15 protein-coding genes are annotated in these 14,567 nt (G+C 72.7%); 8 read left to right on the top strand and 7 right to left on the bottom strand.

Annotated elements, in window-relative coordinates:
• Positions 1 to 28 precede the first annotated feature (28 nt).
• From tsaD to ACX9GQ_RS15720, 3 genes are all read left to right on the top strand, one after another.
• The gene (gene tsaD / locus ACX9GQ_RS15730) at positions 29 to 1,084 is read left to right on the top strand and encodes a tRNA (adenosine(37)-N6)-threonylcarbamoyltransferase complex transferase subunit TsaD (RefSeq protein WP_459630507.1); all 1,056 of its coding nucleotides are present in this window, start codon (positions 29 to 31) and stop codon (positions 1,082 to 1,084) included.
• Positions 1,084 to 2,070, top strand: a complete 987-nt coding sequence (locus tag ACX9GQ_RS15725; RefSeq protein ID WP_459630506.1) for an NAD(P)H-dependent glycerol-3-phosphate dehydrogenase — start codon at positions 1,084 to 1,086, stop codon at positions 2,068 to 2,070. Before tsaD ends, ACX9GQ_RS15725 begins: the two co-directional genes overlap by 1 nt.
• 103 nt (positions 2,071 to 2,173) lie before the next feature.
• Positions 2,174 to 2,590: an EVE domain-containing protein gene (locus ACX9GQ_RS15720; RefSeq protein ID WP_459630505.1), complete on the top strand. Its 417-nt coding sequence runs from the start codon at positions 2,174 to 2,176 to the stop codon at positions 2,588 to 2,590.
• Between the two features lie 643 nt (positions 2,591 to 3,233).
• On the opposite strand, the gene trmD is transcribed toward ACX9GQ_RS15720, so the two are convergent.
• From trmD to ffh, 4 genes are all read right to left on the bottom strand, one after another.
• On the bottom strand, positions 3,234 to 3,932 hold the full coding sequence (gene trmD / locus ACX9GQ_RS15715; RefSeq protein ID WP_459630504.1) for a tRNA (guanosine(37)-N1)-methyltransferase TrmD: 699 nt from the start codon (positions 3,930 to 3,932) through the stop codon (positions 3,234 to 3,236).
• Positions 3,929 to 4,492 (bottom strand): ribosome maturation factor RimM, encoded by a 564-nt coding sequence (gene rimM, locus ACX9GQ_RS15710; protein ID WP_459630503.1) that lies wholly within the window; start codon positions 4,490 to 4,492, stop codon positions 3,929 to 3,931. Before rimM ends, trmD begins: the two co-directional genes overlap by 4 nt.
• Before the next feature lie 198 nt (positions 4,493 to 4,690).
• Complete coding sequence (gene rpsP / locus ACX9GQ_RS15705; RefSeq protein ID WP_459630502.1) at positions 4,691 to 5,029, bottom strand: 30S ribosomal protein S16; 339 nt, start codon at positions 5,027 to 5,029, stop codon at positions 4,691 to 4,693.
• Between the two features lie 57 nt (positions 5,030 to 5,086).
• Positions 5,087 to 6,673: a signal recognition particle protein gene (ffh, locus tag ACX9GQ_RS15700; RefSeq protein WP_459630501.1), complete on the bottom strand. Its 1,587-nt coding sequence runs from the start codon at positions 6,671 to 6,673 to the stop codon at positions 5,087 to 5,089.
• Between the two features lie 387 nt (positions 6,674 to 7,060).
• Between ffh and ACX9GQ_RS15695 the strand changes: the two genes are divergently transcribed.
• A complete protein-coding gene (locus ACX9GQ_RS15695) occupies positions 7,061 to 8,131 on the top strand; it encodes an MBL fold metallo-hydrolase (protein WP_459630500.1) in 1,071 nt (356 codons plus the stop codon).
• A 3-nt stretch (positions 8,132 to 8,134) separates the two neighbouring features.
• On the opposite strand, the gene ACX9GQ_RS15690 is transcribed toward ACX9GQ_RS15695, so the two are convergent.
• Both ACX9GQ_RS15690 and ACX9GQ_RS15685 read right to left on the bottom strand, forming a co-directional pair.
• Positions 8,135 to 8,827 carry an HAD family hydrolase gene (locus tag ACX9GQ_RS15690; RefSeq protein WP_459630499.1) on the bottom strand — a complete coding sequence of 231 codons (693 nt, stop codon included), beginning with the start codon at positions 8,825 to 8,827 and terminating at the stop codon, positions 8,135 to 8,137.
• A gap of 10 nt (positions 8,828 to 8,837) precedes the next feature.
• Positions 8,838 to 9,593: a GyrI-like domain-containing protein gene (locus ACX9GQ_RS15685; RefSeq protein WP_459630498.1), complete on the bottom strand. Its 756-nt coding sequence runs from the start codon at positions 9,591 to 9,593 to the stop codon at positions 8,838 to 8,840.
• 191 nt (positions 9,594 to 9,784) lie between these two features.
• On the opposite strand from ACX9GQ_RS15685, the gene dapF reads away from it, so the two are divergent.
• Both dapF and mtaB read left to right on the top strand, forming a co-directional pair.
• Positions 9,785 to 10,654, top strand: a complete 870-nt coding sequence (dapF, locus tag ACX9GQ_RS15680) for a diaminopimelate epimerase (RefSeq protein ID WP_459630497.1) — start codon at positions 9,785 to 9,787, stop codon at positions 10,652 to 10,654.
• Positions 10,655 to 11,908, top strand: coding sequence for a tRNA (N(6)-L-threonylcarbamoyladenosine(37)-C(2))-methylthiotransferase MtaB (gene mtaB / locus ACX9GQ_RS15675; RefSeq protein WP_459630496.1), 1,254 nt, complete (start codon positions 10,655 to 10,657; stop codon positions 11,906 to 11,908).
• 6 nt (positions 11,909 to 11,914) lie between these two features.
• Here the strand turns inward: mtaB and ACX9GQ_RS15670 are convergent, their stop codons facing one another.
• On the bottom strand, positions 11,915 to 12,670 hold the full coding sequence (locus ACX9GQ_RS15670) for an RluA family pseudouridine synthase (protein ID WP_459630495.1): 756 nt from the start codon (positions 12,668 to 12,670) through the stop codon (positions 11,915 to 11,917).
• Positions 12,671 to 12,819: 149 nt separating this feature from the next.
• On the opposite strand from ACX9GQ_RS15670, the gene ftsY reads away from it, so the two are divergent.
• Both ftsY and ACX9GQ_RS15660 read left to right on the top strand, forming a co-directional pair.
• Positions 12,820 to 13,845: a signal recognition particle-docking protein FtsY gene (ftsY, locus tag ACX9GQ_RS15665; RefSeq protein ID WP_459630494.1), complete on the top strand. Its 1,026-nt coding sequence runs from the start codon at positions 12,820 to 12,822 to the stop codon at positions 13,843 to 13,845.
• Positions 13,846 to 13,926: 81 nt separating this feature from the next.
• Positions 13,927 to 14,553: a septation protein A gene (locus tag ACX9GQ_RS15660; protein ID WP_459630493.1), complete on the top strand. Its 627-nt coding sequence runs from the start codon at positions 13,927 to 13,929 to the stop codon at positions 14,551 to 14,553.
• Positions 14,554 to 14,567: the final 14 nt, after the last annotated feature.

The raw sequence follows: 14,567 nt of genomic DNA, 5'->3' as shown, positions 1-14,567 counted from the left end.
GCCGCCATGCGGCACGGGGTGAGACGAGATGCGCGTCCTCGGGATCGAGACGACCTGCGACGAGACGGCGGCGGCGGTGGTGGGCACCGACGAGACCGGCGGCGGCGTCATTCTCTCCAACGAGATCCTCAGCCAGATCGCCGAGCACGCGGCCTATGGCGGCGTGGTGCCCGAGATCGCGGCCCGCGCCCATGTCGAGGTGCTGGACGTGCTGGTGAAGCGCGCGCTGGAAACGTCCGGCACCACGCTCGCGCAGTGCGACGCCATTGCGGCGGCGGCCGGGCCCGGGCTCATCGGCGGCGTCATCGTCGGGCTCACCACGGCCAAGGCGCTGGCGATGGTGGCGAAGAAGCCGCTCATCGCCGTCAACCACCTGGAAGCCCACGCGCTGTCGCCCCGACTGACCGACGGCGTGGCCTTCCCCTACCTGCTGCTGCTGGTGAGCGGCGGGCACACGCAGCTGCTGGCCGTGCGCGGCGTCGGCGACTACGTCCGCCTCGGCACCACCATCGACGACGCCATCGGCGAGGCCTTCGACAAGACCGCGAAGCTCCTCGGCCTGCCTTATCCCGGCGGCCCGCAGGTGGAGAAGGAGGCGCAGCGCGGCGATCCCGAGCGCTTCGCCCTGCCCCGCCCGCTCGCCGGGCGCGGCGTGCCCGACTTCTCCCTCTCCGGCCTCAAGACCGCCGTGCGGCTGGAGGCAGAGCGCATCGCCCCGCTCACCGGCACCGACGTCGCCGACCTCTGCGCCTCCTTCCAGGCGGCGGTGGTCGACGTCATCGTCGACCGCACGCGGGTGGCGCTGCGGCTGTGCCGGGAGGTGGCCGGCCATCCCAACGCGCTGGTGGTGGCGGGCGGCGTCGCCGCCAACCAGGCCGTGCGGCGCGCCCTGCAGCGGCTCGCCGCCGAGGCCGGGCTGCGCCTTGCCGCCCCGCCGCCCGCGCTGTGCACCGACAACGGCGCGATGATCGCCTGGGCCGGGCTTGAGCGCCTGCGCGAGGGGCTCGTCGACGATCTCGGCGTCGCGCCCCGCGCCCGCTGGCCGCTCGACGCGGCCGCCGCAGCGACCGGGACGGCGCGGTGATGTTCGAGCGCATCGGCGTCGTCGGGGCCGGGGCCTGGGGCACCGCGCTGGCCAACGCCGCCGGCCGGGCCGGCCGCGGCGTCGTGCTGTGGACCCACGACGCCGACCACGCCGCGGAGATGGCATCCGCCCGCAGCAACGAGCGGCGGCTGCCGGGGGTGCCGCTGCACGGGGCGGTGGAGCCCACGGCCGACCTGCGCAAGGCCTGCGACGTCCGCGCCATCCTGCTCGCCGTGCCCGCCCAGGCGCTGCGCGAGGTGGCGGACGCCATGCGCCTTGTCACCAAGCAGGGCCTGCCGGTGATCGTCTGCGCCAAGGGCATCGAGCGCGACACCGGCCTGTTCATGACCGAGATCGTCGCCGACGTGCTGCGCGGCACCATGCCGGGCGTGCTCTCCGGGCCGAGCTTCGCCGAGGACGTTTCGCGCGGGCTGCCCACCGCCGTCGTGCTCGCCGCCCCGGTCGACCTCGTCGCCGAGGAACTGGCGCGGGCGCTGAGCTCCGCCAGCTTCCGCGTCTACCACGGAAGCGACGTGCGCGGCGTCGAGATCGGCGGCGCCGCCAAGAACGTGCTGGCCATCGCCGCCGGCATCGTCGCCGGGCGTGGGCTGGGCGAAAGCGCCCGCGCCGCGCTGACGGCCCGCGGCTTCGCCGAGCTCGGCCGCTTCGCCAAGGCCTATGGCGGGCGGCCGGAGACGCTGATGGGCCTGTCGGGCCTCGGCGACCTCATCCTCACCTGCGCCTCGCCGCGCTCGCGCAACTTCGCCTACGGGCTCGACCTCGGGCGCGGCCTGCCGCCCGGCGAGGCCGGCGGCAGCAAACTCGCCGAAGGCGTGCACACGGCCCGCATCCTGGTGGAACTCGCCCGCGCCCGGGGCGTCGACATGCCCATCGCCGAGGCCGTCGACGGCGTGCTCTCGGGCGCCGCCGGCATCGACGCCGCCATCGAGGCGCTGATGACCCGCCCCATTCGCGCCGAGGGCTGAGCGCATCGCCATCCGGTGGAGAACGGCCGCCGGCCGCCCCCGCGCGCCTCGACTTCCCCGCGGCCGCGCCTAAGTTCTCGACACCATCCGCAGGAGCGTCCGCATGGCCCACTGGCTCTTCAAGTCCGAACCCGACGTCTGGTCCTGGCAGCAACAGGTCGATGCGGGGGCCAAGGGCACCTACTGGAACGGCGTGCGCAACCACAGCGCCAAGCTGAACCTGATGGCCATGAAGAAGGGCGAGCAGGGCTTCTTCTACCACTCCAACGAGGGCAAGGAGATCGTCGGCATCGTCGAGGTGATCCGCGAGGCCTACCCCGACCACACCGCCGAGGAGGGCTCGCCCTGGGTCATGGTGGACCTCAAGGCGGTGAAGCCGCTGAAGACCCCGGTCACGCTCGCGCAGGTGAAGGCCGAGCCGAAGCTCGCGAAGATGTCCCTCGTCACCTCGATGCGCCTCTCCGTCCAGCCGGTCACGGACGCGGAATGGGCGCTGGTGCTGAGGATGGGCGGGCTGTGACCGCGCGGCACTAAGAATTTTATCCTTGCATTCCGCATTCCAATTGAACAATGTGTGGCATCCGCATCGGCGGAGGCCGCGCCCATCCTGGCAAGAGGGGCAGGCCGACGCCGGGGACCCCGCCGACCGTCCGGCGGGTTGATGCGGAGGCTGTGGTCCCGCGCGCCCGGGTGACGGACCGGATCGCGCGGCGGCCCGACTGGGGTCCTCCGGGACGCCAAAGCCGGCCCCACCCCAGCGTGCGCGGATCGCAGGCGGCGAACGTCGCCCGGTTCCCCACCCACCTTCCCCCCGCTGACCCCGGGGACGCAGACCCGCCTTCGATCCGCGCACACCCCGCAGGATCACGAGAGAAACGCCAGAATGCGATCAGGATCGAGCCCCCGCCGGACGGCGCCGGGGCCGATGGTGCTTGGCCACGCATCGCCGGCCGACCCCGCGGCGGCACGACCTCCCTACTCCCCGCATACGGGGAGAAGGTGCCCCGAAGGGGCGGATGAGGGGAGCGGGCGGGACCCCTCGGGCTCAAGGTTTCGGGGGCGAGGCCGGCCAGCCTTCAGGGGCGTCGAACGTCCCCTCATCCCCCTCCGCTGCGCTCCGGGAGCTTCTCCCCGCGTGCGGGGAGAAGGGAAGGCCGCCGCCGTCACTCAGGCAGCAGGTCCGGCCGCCGCTCGCGCGTGAGCCTCTCTGCCTGCTCGCGGCGCCAGCGGGCGATGCGGGCATGGTCGCCGGAGAGCAGCACGTCCGGGATGGCCCTGCCCTCCCACTCCCGCGGGCGGGTGTAGTGCGGGTACTCCAGCAGCCCGCCCTCGAAGCTCTCCTCGCTGCCGGAGGCGTCCTTGCCCATGACGCCGGGCAGCAGGCGGACGCAGGCGTCCATCAGCACCAACGCGGCGATCTCGCCGCCCGAGAGCACGTAGTCGCCGATCGAGACCTCCTCGAGGCCGCGGCCGGCGATGACGCGCTCGTCGACGCCCTCGAAGCGACCGCAGACCATCATGACGCCAGGCCCGGCCGAAAGCTCGCGCACGCGGGCCTGGGTGAGCGGCCGGCCCCTCGGGCTCATCAGCAGCCGCGGGCGGGCATCTTCGGCGGGCGTCGCGGCGTCGATGGCGGCGGCCAGCACGTCGGCGCGCAGCACCATGCCGGCGCCGCCGCCGGCCGGCGTGTCGTCCACGGCGCGGTGCCGGCCGAGGCCGTGGTTGCGGATGTCGTAGGAGTCGAGGGTCCAGACGCCCCGCGACAGGGCGTCGCCGGCCAGTGACAGGCCCAGCGGGCCGGGAAACATGTCGGGAAACAGCGTGAGGACCGTCGCGCGCCAGCTCTTGGCAAAAGAGGTCATGGCACGGCGTCCGGCGCGGGCTCCCCGTCGCCCGCGTCGTCCTCGCGGGCCTCGGTCTCGGCCGGGGGGTCGGCGACGAGGCGCCCGCCAGCGATGTCGACCACCGGCACCGCCGCCTTGGTGAAGGGCAGCATGACCGGCCGGCCGCCGTCGGGCGGCGCAATCTCGAGGATGTCGCCGGCGCCGAAGTCGAGCACGGCCGCCACGGTGCCCAGCGTGCCGCCGTCGACCGTGTCCACCCGCAGTCCGACCAGATCCGCCTGGTAGTACTCGTCCTCGTCGTCGATGGCGGGCAGCCGTTCGCGCGGGACGTGCAGCCGAACGTTCGTCAGCCGCGCCGCCGCGTCGCGGTCGTTCACGCCCTCGACGCGGACGACGAGCATGTCGTCCTTGACGAGGCGCGCCTGCGACAGCCGCCACGCAGCCGTGCCGGCGGCGTCGGTCAGCGGCCCGTAGCCGGCGATCGCGAGCGGATCGCCGGTGAAGGACTTCAGGCGCAACTCGCCCCGCACCCCGTGAGGGGCGCCGAAGACGCCGACGAGGATGAGGTCGCGCGCCATGGGCTGCTCCGATGGGCAGGCCGGGCACGGGCCGCGTGTCCACCACCGTCATCCCCGGCGGCCTGAAGGGCCGGGAAGGGGATCCAGAAACGCTTCGGCGGGAACCAGGGGCTGGATCCCCCTCCCGCCACTGCGCGGCGCCGGGGATGACAGCCTTGGTTCCGCGCGGCGCTGTGGGGGACGACCCGCCCTGCCGCCTTACTCGGCGGCCGCGGCCGCCGCGGCGGCGCGCTCCTGCGCCTTCTTCTTCGGCTTGGCCTTCTCGGGGTTGTTGCGCGTCTCGCGCTTCAGCACGCCGGCGGCGTCGAGGAAGCGGGCGACGCGGTCCGTCGGCTGCGCACCCTTGGCGACCCAGGCCTTGGCCTTCTCGACGTCGAACACGACGCGGGCGGCGCTGTCCTTGGGCTGCATCGGGTCGAAGGTGCCGAGCTTCTCGATGAAGCGGCCGTCGCGCGGATAGCGGCTGTCGGCGACGACGATCGAGTAGTGCGGACGCTTCTTGGCGCCGCCGCGGGACAGACGGATCTTGAGGGACATGGTGGTTTCCTTTCAGGCTTGATCAGGGGCGCGAGCCGGCCCGCATCCGCGGGCGGCTCACTTCTTCTTTCCGAAGGGGTTGAATCCGCCCAGGCCCGGCAGCTTGGGGCCGCCGAGGCCGGGCAGGGTGGGCTTGCCGCCGAGGCCCGGCAGCGAGGGCTTGGCGCCGAGGCCGGCCGGCGGGGTCGCAGGCAGGCCGGGCGGCGCGCCGGGGAGGCCGGGGGGCAGGCTGCCGGGCGGCAGCTTGTCCTTCAGTTTCTCCAGCATCTCGGGGGTGACCTCGGGCATGCCGCCGCCGCCGAGGCCGAACATGTTGGCGAGGCCGGCGAGAGGGCCGCGCTTCCCGCCCTGGCCCATCATCTTCATCATGTCGGCCATCTGGCGGTGCTGCTTGAGGAGGCGGTTGACCTCCTCGACCTTGGTGCCCGAGCCGGCCGCGATGCGCTTCTTGCGCGAAGCCTTCAGCACGTCCGGGTTGCGGCGCTCCGCCGGCGTCATCGAGTTGATGATGGCGACCTGCTTGCCGATGACCTTCCCGTCGAGGTTGGCGGAGGCCATCTGGTCCTTCATCTTGGCGATGCCGGGCAGCATCGCCATCAGGCCGCCCATGCCGCCGAGCTTCTCGACCTGGCGCAGCTGCTCGCGCATGTCGTCGAGGTCGAACTTGCCCTTGCGCATCTTGTCGGCGATGCGAAGGGCCTTCTCCTGGTCGATCGTCTGCGCCGCCTTCTCGACGAGCGAGACGATGTCGCCCATGCCGAGGATGCGGTTGGCGATGCGGGCGGGATGGAACTCGTCCAGCGCGTCCATCTTCTCGCCGGTGCCGACGAGCTTGATCGGCTTGCCGGTGACGGCGCGCATCGACAGCGCGGCGCCGCCGCGGCCGTCGCCGTCCACCCTCGTCAGCACGATGCCGGTGATGCCGACCCGCCCGTCGAAGGCGCGGGCCGTGTTGACCGCGTCCTGGCCGGTCAGCGCGTCCGCGACCAGCAGCACCTCGTGCGGGTCGGTGACCGCCTTGACCTCGGCGACCTCGGCCATCAGCGCCTCGTCCACCGTGACGCGGCCGGCGGTGTCGAGCATCACCACGTCGAAGCCGCCGAGGCGGGCCGCCTCGAGCGCCCGGCGGGCGATCTGCACGGCCGACTGGCCGGCGACGATGGGCAGCACCTGCACGCCGACCTGCCCGCCCAGCACAGCGAGCTGCTCCATGGCGGCCGGGCGGCGGGTGTCGAGCGAGGCCATCAGGACCTTGCGGCCCGAGCGCTCCTGCAGGCGCCTGGCAATCTTGGCGGTGGAGGTCGTCTTGCCGGAGCCCTGCAGGCCGACCATGAGGATCGGCACGGGCGGCACGGCGTCGAGGTTGATCGGGTCGGCGTCGGAGCCCAGCGTCTCCACGAGGGTGTCGTGGACGATCTTCACCACCATCTGGCCGGGGGTGACCGACTTGATCACCTCGGCGCCGACGGCGCGGCCCCTCACCTTGTCGGTGAAGCTGCGGACGACCTCGAGCGCGACGTCGGCCTCGATCAGCGCGCGCCGCACCTCGCGCAGCGCGGCGTTGACATCGTCCTCGGTCAGCGCGCCGCGGCGCGTGAGCTTGTCGAGAATGCCGGAGAGCTTTTCGGAAAGCCCGTCGAACATCGAAACCCGCCTTTGCCGGACGGCCGCCCCGCGCGACCGTCTCAGAGAGTGCAACGCCTTCGCGGCGACCCCATGGCCGCCTCACACCGACGAACGCCCCAAAGCCGAACGCGCCCGAGGGCGCATCGCGCTGTCGGGCGTGGACCTCCGGGCTCGGGGCCCGGGCGGCGGCTCAGGGACGCAACGTCACCATGAAGTGCGCAGCCGATAGGGGAAAGGCACAAGGGAGTCAAGGAAGACCGGGCTGAACGGCGGCCCCCGGGGTGATGGCCGGGAGAGGCGGCGACGGGAGTGCCGGCCGCAAGCGAGCACATTCCGCCGCAGTCCGGACCCTTCCCGCCCCGCCACGGCCGCCCCATCTCCTCGGCCATGAACCGACGCACGCTGATGAAGCTCGCCGCCCTGCCCGTCCTGGGCGCCGTTCTCGGAGGGACCGCCGCCATGGCCCGCGGCCGCAACTTCTACTACGAGGGTCCGGTCTCCGACCATTTCGACGGGCAGGTCTTCTTCAATCCCGGCAAGCCGTGGACGAAGACGCCGCTCGACCTCCTGAAGTGGAACCTCGCCCGGGAGGGCAAGGAGGCCTGGCCGGCGCAGTACCCGAGCCCCTTCCGCGACAGGCCGCCGGCGCGGGTGGAGGGCGCGCGGCTGCGCGTCACGCCCATCGGCCACGCCTCGTTCCTCATCCAGACGGGCGGGCTCAACATCCTCGTGGATCCGGTCTGGTCGGACCGCGCCTCGCCGGTCGGCTTTGCCGGCCCCAAGCGCGTCAACGCGCCGGGCGTCGCCTTCGAGGACCTACCGAAAGTCGACCTCGTCCTCGTCACCCACAACCACTACGACCACCTCGACACGGAGACGCTGAAGCGGCTCGTGTCGGTACATGACCCGCGCATCGTCACGCCGCTCGGCAACGACACGGTGATGCGGCAGGCCGGGGTCGGCGGGCGGGTCGAGGCGCACGACTGGGACGCCCGCGTCGCCGTCGCGCCCGGCGTCGAGGTGCACCTCGAGCCCTGCTACCACTGGTCGGCGCGCGGGCTCTTCGATCGCCGCCATGCGCTGTGGGCCGCCTTCGTCATCGAGGCGCCCGGCGGGTCCATCTACCACATCGGCGACACCGGCTTCGGCGACGGCGCGCCCTTCGCCGAAATCCGGCGCAAGCACGGCCGGCCGCGCCTCGCCATCGTGCCGATCGGCGCCTACGAGCCACGCTGGTTCATGAAGGACCAGCACATCAACCCCGACGAGGCGGTGCGCATCGTCAAGGCGTGCGGCGCCCGCTACGCCGTCGGCCACCACTGGGGCACGTTCAAGCTGACGGACGAGGGCATCGAGCGGCCGCTTCAGGCCCTCGCCGCAGCCTTGCGCGAGCACGACCACGATGCCGAGCGCTTCCGCCCGCTGCGCCCCGGCGAGGCGTGGGACGTCCCGGCCGTGGGCGGCGCAGGCGCGTAGTCCTCAGCCCGGAAGGAGCAGGCGCGCGATCTCGTCGGGATGGTCGACGAGGGCGGCGGCGCCGGCGTCGAGCAGTTCCTGGTCGGAGCCGTAGCCCCAGCGCACGCCGATGGTGGCGATGCCCGAGACGTCGGCGCCGATGACGTCGTGCTCGCGATCGCCGATCATGACGGCGCCGGCGGGATCGAGCCGCTCGACCGCCACCACGTGCCGCAGCAGGTCGCGCTTGTCGGCCCGCGTGCCGTCGAACTCGGAGCCGTGGATCGCCCGGAAGGCGCCGTCGAGGCCGAAGTGCTCGAGGATGCGCCGGGCGAACGGCCATGGCTTCGAGGTGGCGACGTAGAGCGGGATGCCCTCGGCGACGAGGGAGTCGACCAGCTCCGGTATGCCCGGGATGACCGCGTTCTCGAACAGCCCGGTCACACCGTAGCGCTCCCGGTAGTGCCGCACGGCCTCGTCGGCCAGCGCCTCCGACCCCGTCAGCGCCACGAAGCTCTGGCGCAGGGGCGGGCCGATCACCCAGTGGAGGTCGTCGGCGTCGGGCGCCGGCAGGCCCATGGTCAGCAGCGCGTGGCGGACGCAGCCCGTGATGCCGGGCTTGGGATCCGTCAGCGTGCCGTCGAGGTCGAACAGGACGGCCCGGGGCGGACGCGGCAGGGACGGGCGCGGGCGCCCGGAGACGGGGGATTCGCTCACGGGACGGGAATCACTTCGGCTGGACGTAGATGTAGATCTCGAGCGCCGGGTCTCCGGCGTTGGCGCCGGGATTGACGTACTCCTCGGTGAAGGCCTCCTTCACCTCGATCCCCTTCGAATCGAGATACGCCGAGATCGCCTCGTAGGTGGAGTCGATGTCGTCGTAGGGCGAGCGGTGGGTGAAGCGGATCGCCCGCCCGCCCGGCGTCTGGCCGAAGTTGACGCCCGGCGCGAGTCCGGGCGGCCGCGTCGCCGGCACCGACTCGACCGGGATCTGCGCCTCGAAGCGGAAACCCATGTCGTCGGTCTCGACGAAGGTCGCGAGCGGCAGGCCCGTCGCCCGGATGCCCGCCTTCGCCGTCTCGGACTTCAGGGTCTCGAAGGTCTTCGTCAGCGTCTCGTAGCCGTCGTCCCAGCTCGACTGGCCCTGCATCGTGGTGGACGGACGCGGCGTGAGCTGGACCTCGTCCGGCACCGACGGGTCGGCCGGCGGCGGTGCCAGCGTGGCGAGCCCGCCCGACGGAGGCACGACAGGCGAGGCGGAAGGGCCGACCGGCGAGGCGGGAGCGGGCGAGGCGGGCGCGGGAGCAGCCGGGGCGGGAGCAGCAGGGGCGGATGGGGCGGACGGCGCCGTGGGTGCCGACGGCAGCGGCGGCAGCGGCTGGCTCTGCACCGGGGCGGCTGGCGGCACCGTCTGGGCCAGAACGGGCGCCGCCGTCGCGGCCGCGACGAGGCCGGCGCAGAGGAGATGGCGGATGTTCGTCATGGCGACGGCCTTTCGGTTGCGTGACGGCGCTGCGGGGCGGCACCTGCGATTCGCAGCAAACGTCTGGCCGAGTCTAAGGTTTCCGGCATGGCGCGGTCGAGCGCTTCCCACGCGCGACTCGTCTCCGGCGCGCGCAGGGGTTATAGGAGCGCCGCATCGGGGCCGCGGGATGGCTCCGCGGAGTGCATGCCATGAGCCCGCTGGCCGGCCGGCCGTTCCTGAAGATGAACGGCCTCGGCAACGAGATCGTCGTCCTCGACCTCCGGGGCACCGCGCTGGCGGTGACCGCGGCGGAGGCACGCGCCATCGCCCGCGCCCCGGGCTCGCATTTCGACCAGCTGATGGTGCTGCACGACCCGCGGACGGCGGGCACCGACGCCTTCATGCTCATCTACAACACCGATGGCTCTGAATCCGGCGCCTGCGGCAACGGCACGCGCTGCGTCGCATGGGCCCTCACGGAGGGCACGGAGCGCCGCGCCCTGCTGCTGGAGACCCGCGCCGGCCTGCTGCAGGCGACGCGCGAGGGCGACTGGACGTTCACGGTCGACATGGGCGCGCCCCGGCTGCGCTGGGACGAGATCCCGCTGGCCGAGCCGTTCGAGGACACGACCGGAATCGAGCTGCAGGTCGGGCCCATCGATGCGCCCGTGCTGCACACGCCCTCCGTCGTCAACATGGGCAACCCGCATGCGATCTTCTGGGTGAAGGACGCGCTGGCCCACGACCTCGGGCGCATCGGCCCGGTCCTCGAGCACCATCCGATCTTCCCCGAGCGCGCCAACATCTCGCTGGCGCAGGTGACGGGACCGGATTCGATGATCCTGCGCGTGTGGGAGCGCGGTGCCGGCCTGACCCGCGCCTGCGGCTCCGCGGCCTGCGCCGCGGCGGTCGCGGCGGCGCGAAAGGGCCTCACCGGCCGGCGCGTGCGCGTTTCCCTCCCAGGCGGCGACCTGCACATCGACTGGCGCGAAAGCGACGGCCACGTGCTGATGACCGGCCCGGTCGAGCTCGAGCACGAGGGGCGCCTCGAGCCCGCGGTCTTCGCCGGAGCGGCGTGAATGGGCGTCGACGTCCTCACCTTCGGCTGCCGGCTGAACACCGTCGAATCCGAGGCCATGCGCCGCGAGGCGGCGGCGGCGGGCCATGACGGCCTCGTCATCGTCAACACCTGCGCGGTGACGGCCGAGGCGACGCGGCAGGCGCGGCAGGCGATCCGCCGGCTGAAGCGCGAGCAGCCGGGCGTGCGCATCGTCGTCACCGGCTGCGCGGCGCAGGTGGAGCCCGAGCGCTTCGCCGAGATGGCGGAGGTCGACCACGTCGTCGGCAACGCCGGCAAGACCGAACGCGCCACCTGGGCGGCGCTGGCCGACCCGTCCGGCCTGGGCGAGAAGGTCCGCGTCTCCGACATCATGGCGGTGCGCGAGACGGCGCCGCACCTGCTCGACGGGTTCGAGGGCCGTACCCGCGCCTTCGTGCAGGTGCAGAACGGCTGCGACCACCGCTGCACCTTCTGCATCATCCCCTACGGCCGCGGGAACTCGCGCTCGGTGCCCATGGGCGCCGTCGTGGACCAGGTCTCCCGGCTCGTCGACAACGGCTACGCCGAGGTGGTGCTCACCGGCGTGGACATCACCAGCTGGGGCGCCGACCTGCCGGGGGCGCCGCGGCTCGGAACGCTGGTCAAGGCGGTGCTGCGGCACGTGCCGTCGCTGCCGCGGCTGCGGATCTCGTCGATCGACTCGATCGAGGCCGACCCGGACCTCCTCGACGCGCTGGCGAGCGAGCCGCGGCTGATGCCGCACCTGCACCTCTCGCTGCAGGCCGGCGACGACCTGATCCTGAAGCGGATGAAGCGGCGGCACCTGCGCGGCCAGGCCATCGCCTTCTGCGACGAGGTGCGCCGGCTGCGGCCCGACGTCGTGTTCGGCGCCGACATCATCGCCGGCTTCCCGACGGAGACGGAGGAGATGTTCGCCCGCTCGATCGACCTCGTCGCCGAGTGCGGCCTCACCCACCTGCACGTGTTCCCGTATTCGCCCCGCCCGGGCACGCCGGCCGCCAAGATGCCGCAGGTGGCGCGCGAGACGATCCGCGAGCGCGCCCGGCGCCTGCGCGCCGCCGGCGAGGCAGCGCTCGCCGCCCATCTTTCCGCACAGGTCGGCCGCCGCCACCGCGTCCTCGTCGAGACCGCCGACGTGGCGCGGACGGAAGGCTTCACGCCGGTGCGCCTCGCCGCCCCGGTCGAGCCGGGGCGCATCGTCGCCGTCACCATCGGCGGCCACGACGGCCGCGAGCTGAAGGCGGCGGCCTGACGGCGCCTAGTCGGCGGAAGCCGGCGGCGCGGGCTCCTGCCCGTCCCAGCCGCAGGCGGTGAGGCGTTCCCGCATGTGGGCGGGCACCGGCGCGACGGCGTGGACCGGCGGCCTGGTCTTCGACAGCGGCACCGTCACCTCCCGGGCGTGGAGGTGGAGCATCGGCCCGCCGTGGCGCGGCGCGGTGCCGTAGACCGTGTCGCCGAGGATCGGCCAGCCCATCGACGCACAGTGCACGCGCAGCTGGTGCGTGCGGCCGGTGAGCGGCTCCAGCGCGAGCCAGGTCAATGGCCTCCCCACGGGCCACCCTTCCGCGGAGCGCCCCATCACCTGCCAGCGGGTGCGGGCGTCCTGCCCGTCGTCGTCGACCTTCATCCACCAGCCGCGCGTGGCGTCGCGGCGGCCGAGCGGCCGGTCGATGAGGCCGCCCTCGCCCTCCACGGCACCCTCGACCACAGCCCAGTAGGTCTTCTGCACCTTGCCCTGCTTGAAGAGCTGCCCCAGGGCCTCCAGCGCCTTGCGGTGGCGGCCGAGCACGAGGCAGCCCGAGGTGTCCTTGTCGAGGCGGTGCGCCAGCGCCGGCGGGCGCGGCAGCCCGAAGGTCAGCTGGCCGAAGAACTGCTCGAGGTTGACGTCGCCCGCCGCCGCCTTCGGCCCCTTGTGCACGGGGATGCCGGCCGGCTTGTCGAGGATCAGCATCAGCCCGTCGCGGTGCAGCAGGCGGGCGGCGAGATCGGGGACGGGCGTGTCGGGGTGCGTCATAGCGGGGCAGGTCTTGGCGGGGCAGGTCTTGGCGGCGAATGTCCTGGCGGCGAAGGTCCTGGCGGGTCCGGTGGCCGGGCTTCTCCTGTAGCACCCCTCGCGACGCAAAGCGCCTTCCTGTCGCCGCCCGAAACCGCTATCGGAAGCCCATGAGCGACGACGACAAGAAGCCCGGCCTCCTCTCCCGCCTCTTCGGCCGCGACACGCCCAAGGCCGACCCCGCGCGGTCCGAAGCGGCGCCGCCCCCGGCGGAGCGGCTGTCGTGGTGGCAGCGGCTGCGGCAGGGCCTGTCGCGCTCCTCCGGCGCCATCGGCACCGGGATCACCGACCTCTTCACCAAGCGCAAGCTGGACGAGGACACGCTCGAGGATCTCGAGGACATCCTCGTGCAGGCGGACCTCGGCGTCGACGTCGCCTCGCGCATTGTTCAGGCGGTCGGCAAGGGCCGCTACGGCAAGGACGTGACGCCGGACGAGGTGAAGGCCGTGCTCGCCGCCGAGGTGGAGAAGGCCCTCGCCCCCGTCGCCCTGCCGCTGAAGATCGACGCCGCGACGAAGCCCTTCGTCATCCTGATGGTGGGCGTCAACGGCTCGGGCAAGACGACCACCATCGGCAAGCTCGCCTCCAAGCTTCGCGCCGAGGGCCGCTCCGTGATGCTGGCCGCGGGCGACACCTTCCGCGCTGCCGCCATCGAGCAGCTGAAGGTCTGGGGCGAGCGCACGGGCTGCCCCGTCGTCACCCGCCCGCAGGGCGCCGACGCCGCCGGCCTCGCCTTCGACGCGCTGACGCAGGCGAAGGAAACCGGCACCGACGTCCTGCTGGTCGACACCGCCGGCCGCCTGCAGAACCGCACGGAGCTGATGGCGGAGCTGGAGAAGGTCGTCCGCGTCATCCGCAAGGTGGACGCGACGGCCCCGCACGCCGTGCTGCTGGTCCTCGACGCCACGGTCGGGCAGAACGCGATCTCGCAGGTCGAGATCTTCGGCCGGACGGCCGGCGTCACCGGCCTCGTGATGACCAAGCTCGACGGAACCGCCCGCGGCGGCATCCTCGTGGCGCTGGCGGCGAAGTTCGGCCTGCCGGTGCACTTCATCGGCGTGGGCGAGGGCATCGACGACCTCGAGCCCTTCGCGGCGGCCGACTTCGCCCGCGCCATCGCCGGCCTCGACGCCTGAGGGCGGCGGCATCCGCGTTCCATCGCGCGGCGGCATCGTCTAGAACGGATGACGCAACCGACCGCAGTCGAAACAGGGCCGATGACCGAGATCCAGAAAACGGACGACAAGGCGGGCCCCGGCGACGGCGTGCTCGAGGGCCCGGCGATCCGCAGCCTCAATCCCCTGCTGAAGCTGGCGCTGGAGATCGGACCCCTGGTGGTGTTCTTCATCGCCAACCAGCGGGCGGGCATCTTTCCCGCCACCGCGCTCTTCATGGTCGCGGTGCTGGCCTCGCTGGCCGTGTCATGGGTCCTCACCCGCCATCTGCCGGTCATGCCGATGGTGTCGGCAGTGGTGGTGCTGATCTTCGGCGGGCTGACGCTGTGGCTTCAGGACGACCACTTCATCAAGCTGAAGCCGACCATCGTGAACAGCCTGTTCGGCGCCGTGCTGCTGGGCGGGCTCGCCTTCGGGCGGCCGCTGCTGCCGCTGGTGCTCGACAGCGTCTTCAAGCTGACGCACGAGGGCTGGCGCATCCTGACGCTGCGCTGGGCGATCTTCTTCTTCGTGCTGGCCGCGCTCAACGAGATCGTCTGGCGCACCCAGTCCACCGACGTGTGGGTGAACTTCAAGGTGTTCGCCATCATGCCGCTGACGCTGGTCTTCGCGCTGGCCCAGACGCCGCTGATCCTGCGGCACGAGGAGAAGGACGAGACGGCGGCCTGACGGCTCGCGTGTCC

It is taken from the genome of Alsobacter sp. R-9 (assembly GCF_054612375.1).
The sequence above is the reverse complement of the archived record's forward strand: the minus strand, read 5'-3'. Positions and strand labels throughout refer to the sequence as shown.

Excerpts from the sequence above, each read along its gene's own strand:
- trmD (WP_459630504.1), bottom strand. The coding sequence starts at position 3,932 with ATGACCTCTTTTGCCAAGAGCTGGCGCGCGACGGTCCTCACGCTGTTT.
- dapF (WP_459630497.1), top strand. The coding sequence starts at position 9,785 with ATGAGCCCGCTGGCCGGCCGGCCGTTCCTGAAGATGAACGGCCTCGGC.
- ACX9GQ_RS15695 (WP_459630500.1), top strand. The coding sequence starts at position 7,061 with ATGAAGCTCGCCGCCCTGCCCGTCCTGGGCGCCGTTCTCGGAGGGACC.
- ACX9GQ_RS15660 (WP_459630493.1), top strand. The coding sequence starts at position 13,927 with ATGACCGAGATCCAGAAAACGGACGACAAGGCGGGCCCCGGCGACGGC.
- ACX9GQ_RS15725 (WP_459630506.1), top strand. The coding sequence starts at position 1,084 with ATGTTCGAGCGCATCGGCGTCGTCGGGGCCGGGGCCTGGGGCACCGCG.
- rpsP (WP_459630502.1), bottom strand. The coding sequence starts at position 5,029 with ATGTCCCTCAAGATCCGTCTGTCCCGCGGCGGCGCCAAGAAGCGTCCG.
- ffh (WP_459630501.1), bottom strand. The coding sequence starts at position 6,673 with ATGTTCGACGGGCTTTCCGAAAAGCTCTCCGGCATTCTCGACAAGCTC.
- ftsY (WP_459630494.1), top strand. The coding sequence starts at position 12,820 with ATGAGCGACGACGACAAGAAGCCCGGCCTCCTCTCCCGCCTCTTCGGC.
- tsaD (WP_459630507.1), top strand. The coding sequence starts at position 29 with ATGCGCGTCCTCGGGATCGAGACGACCTGCGACGAGACGGCGGCGGCG.
- rimM (WP_459630503.1), bottom strand. The coding sequence starts at position 4,492 with ATGGCGCGCGACCTCATCCTCGTCGGCGTCTTCGGCGCCCCTCACGGG.
- ACX9GQ_RS15670 (WP_459630495.1), bottom strand. The coding sequence starts at position 12,670 with ATGACGCACCCCGACACGCCCGTCCCCGATCTCGCCGCCCGCCTGCTG.
- mtaB (WP_459630496.1), top strand. The coding sequence starts at position 10,655 with ATGGGCGTCGACGTCCTCACCTTCGGCTGCCGGCTGAACACCGTCGAA.
- ACX9GQ_RS15720 (WP_459630505.1), top strand. The coding sequence starts at position 2,174 with ATGGCCCACTGGCTCTTCAAGTCCGAACCCGACGTCTGGTCCTGGCAG.
- ACX9GQ_RS15685 (WP_459630498.1), bottom strand. The coding sequence starts at position 9,593 with ATGACGAACATCCGCCATCTCCTCTGCGCCGGCCTCGTCGCGGCCGCG.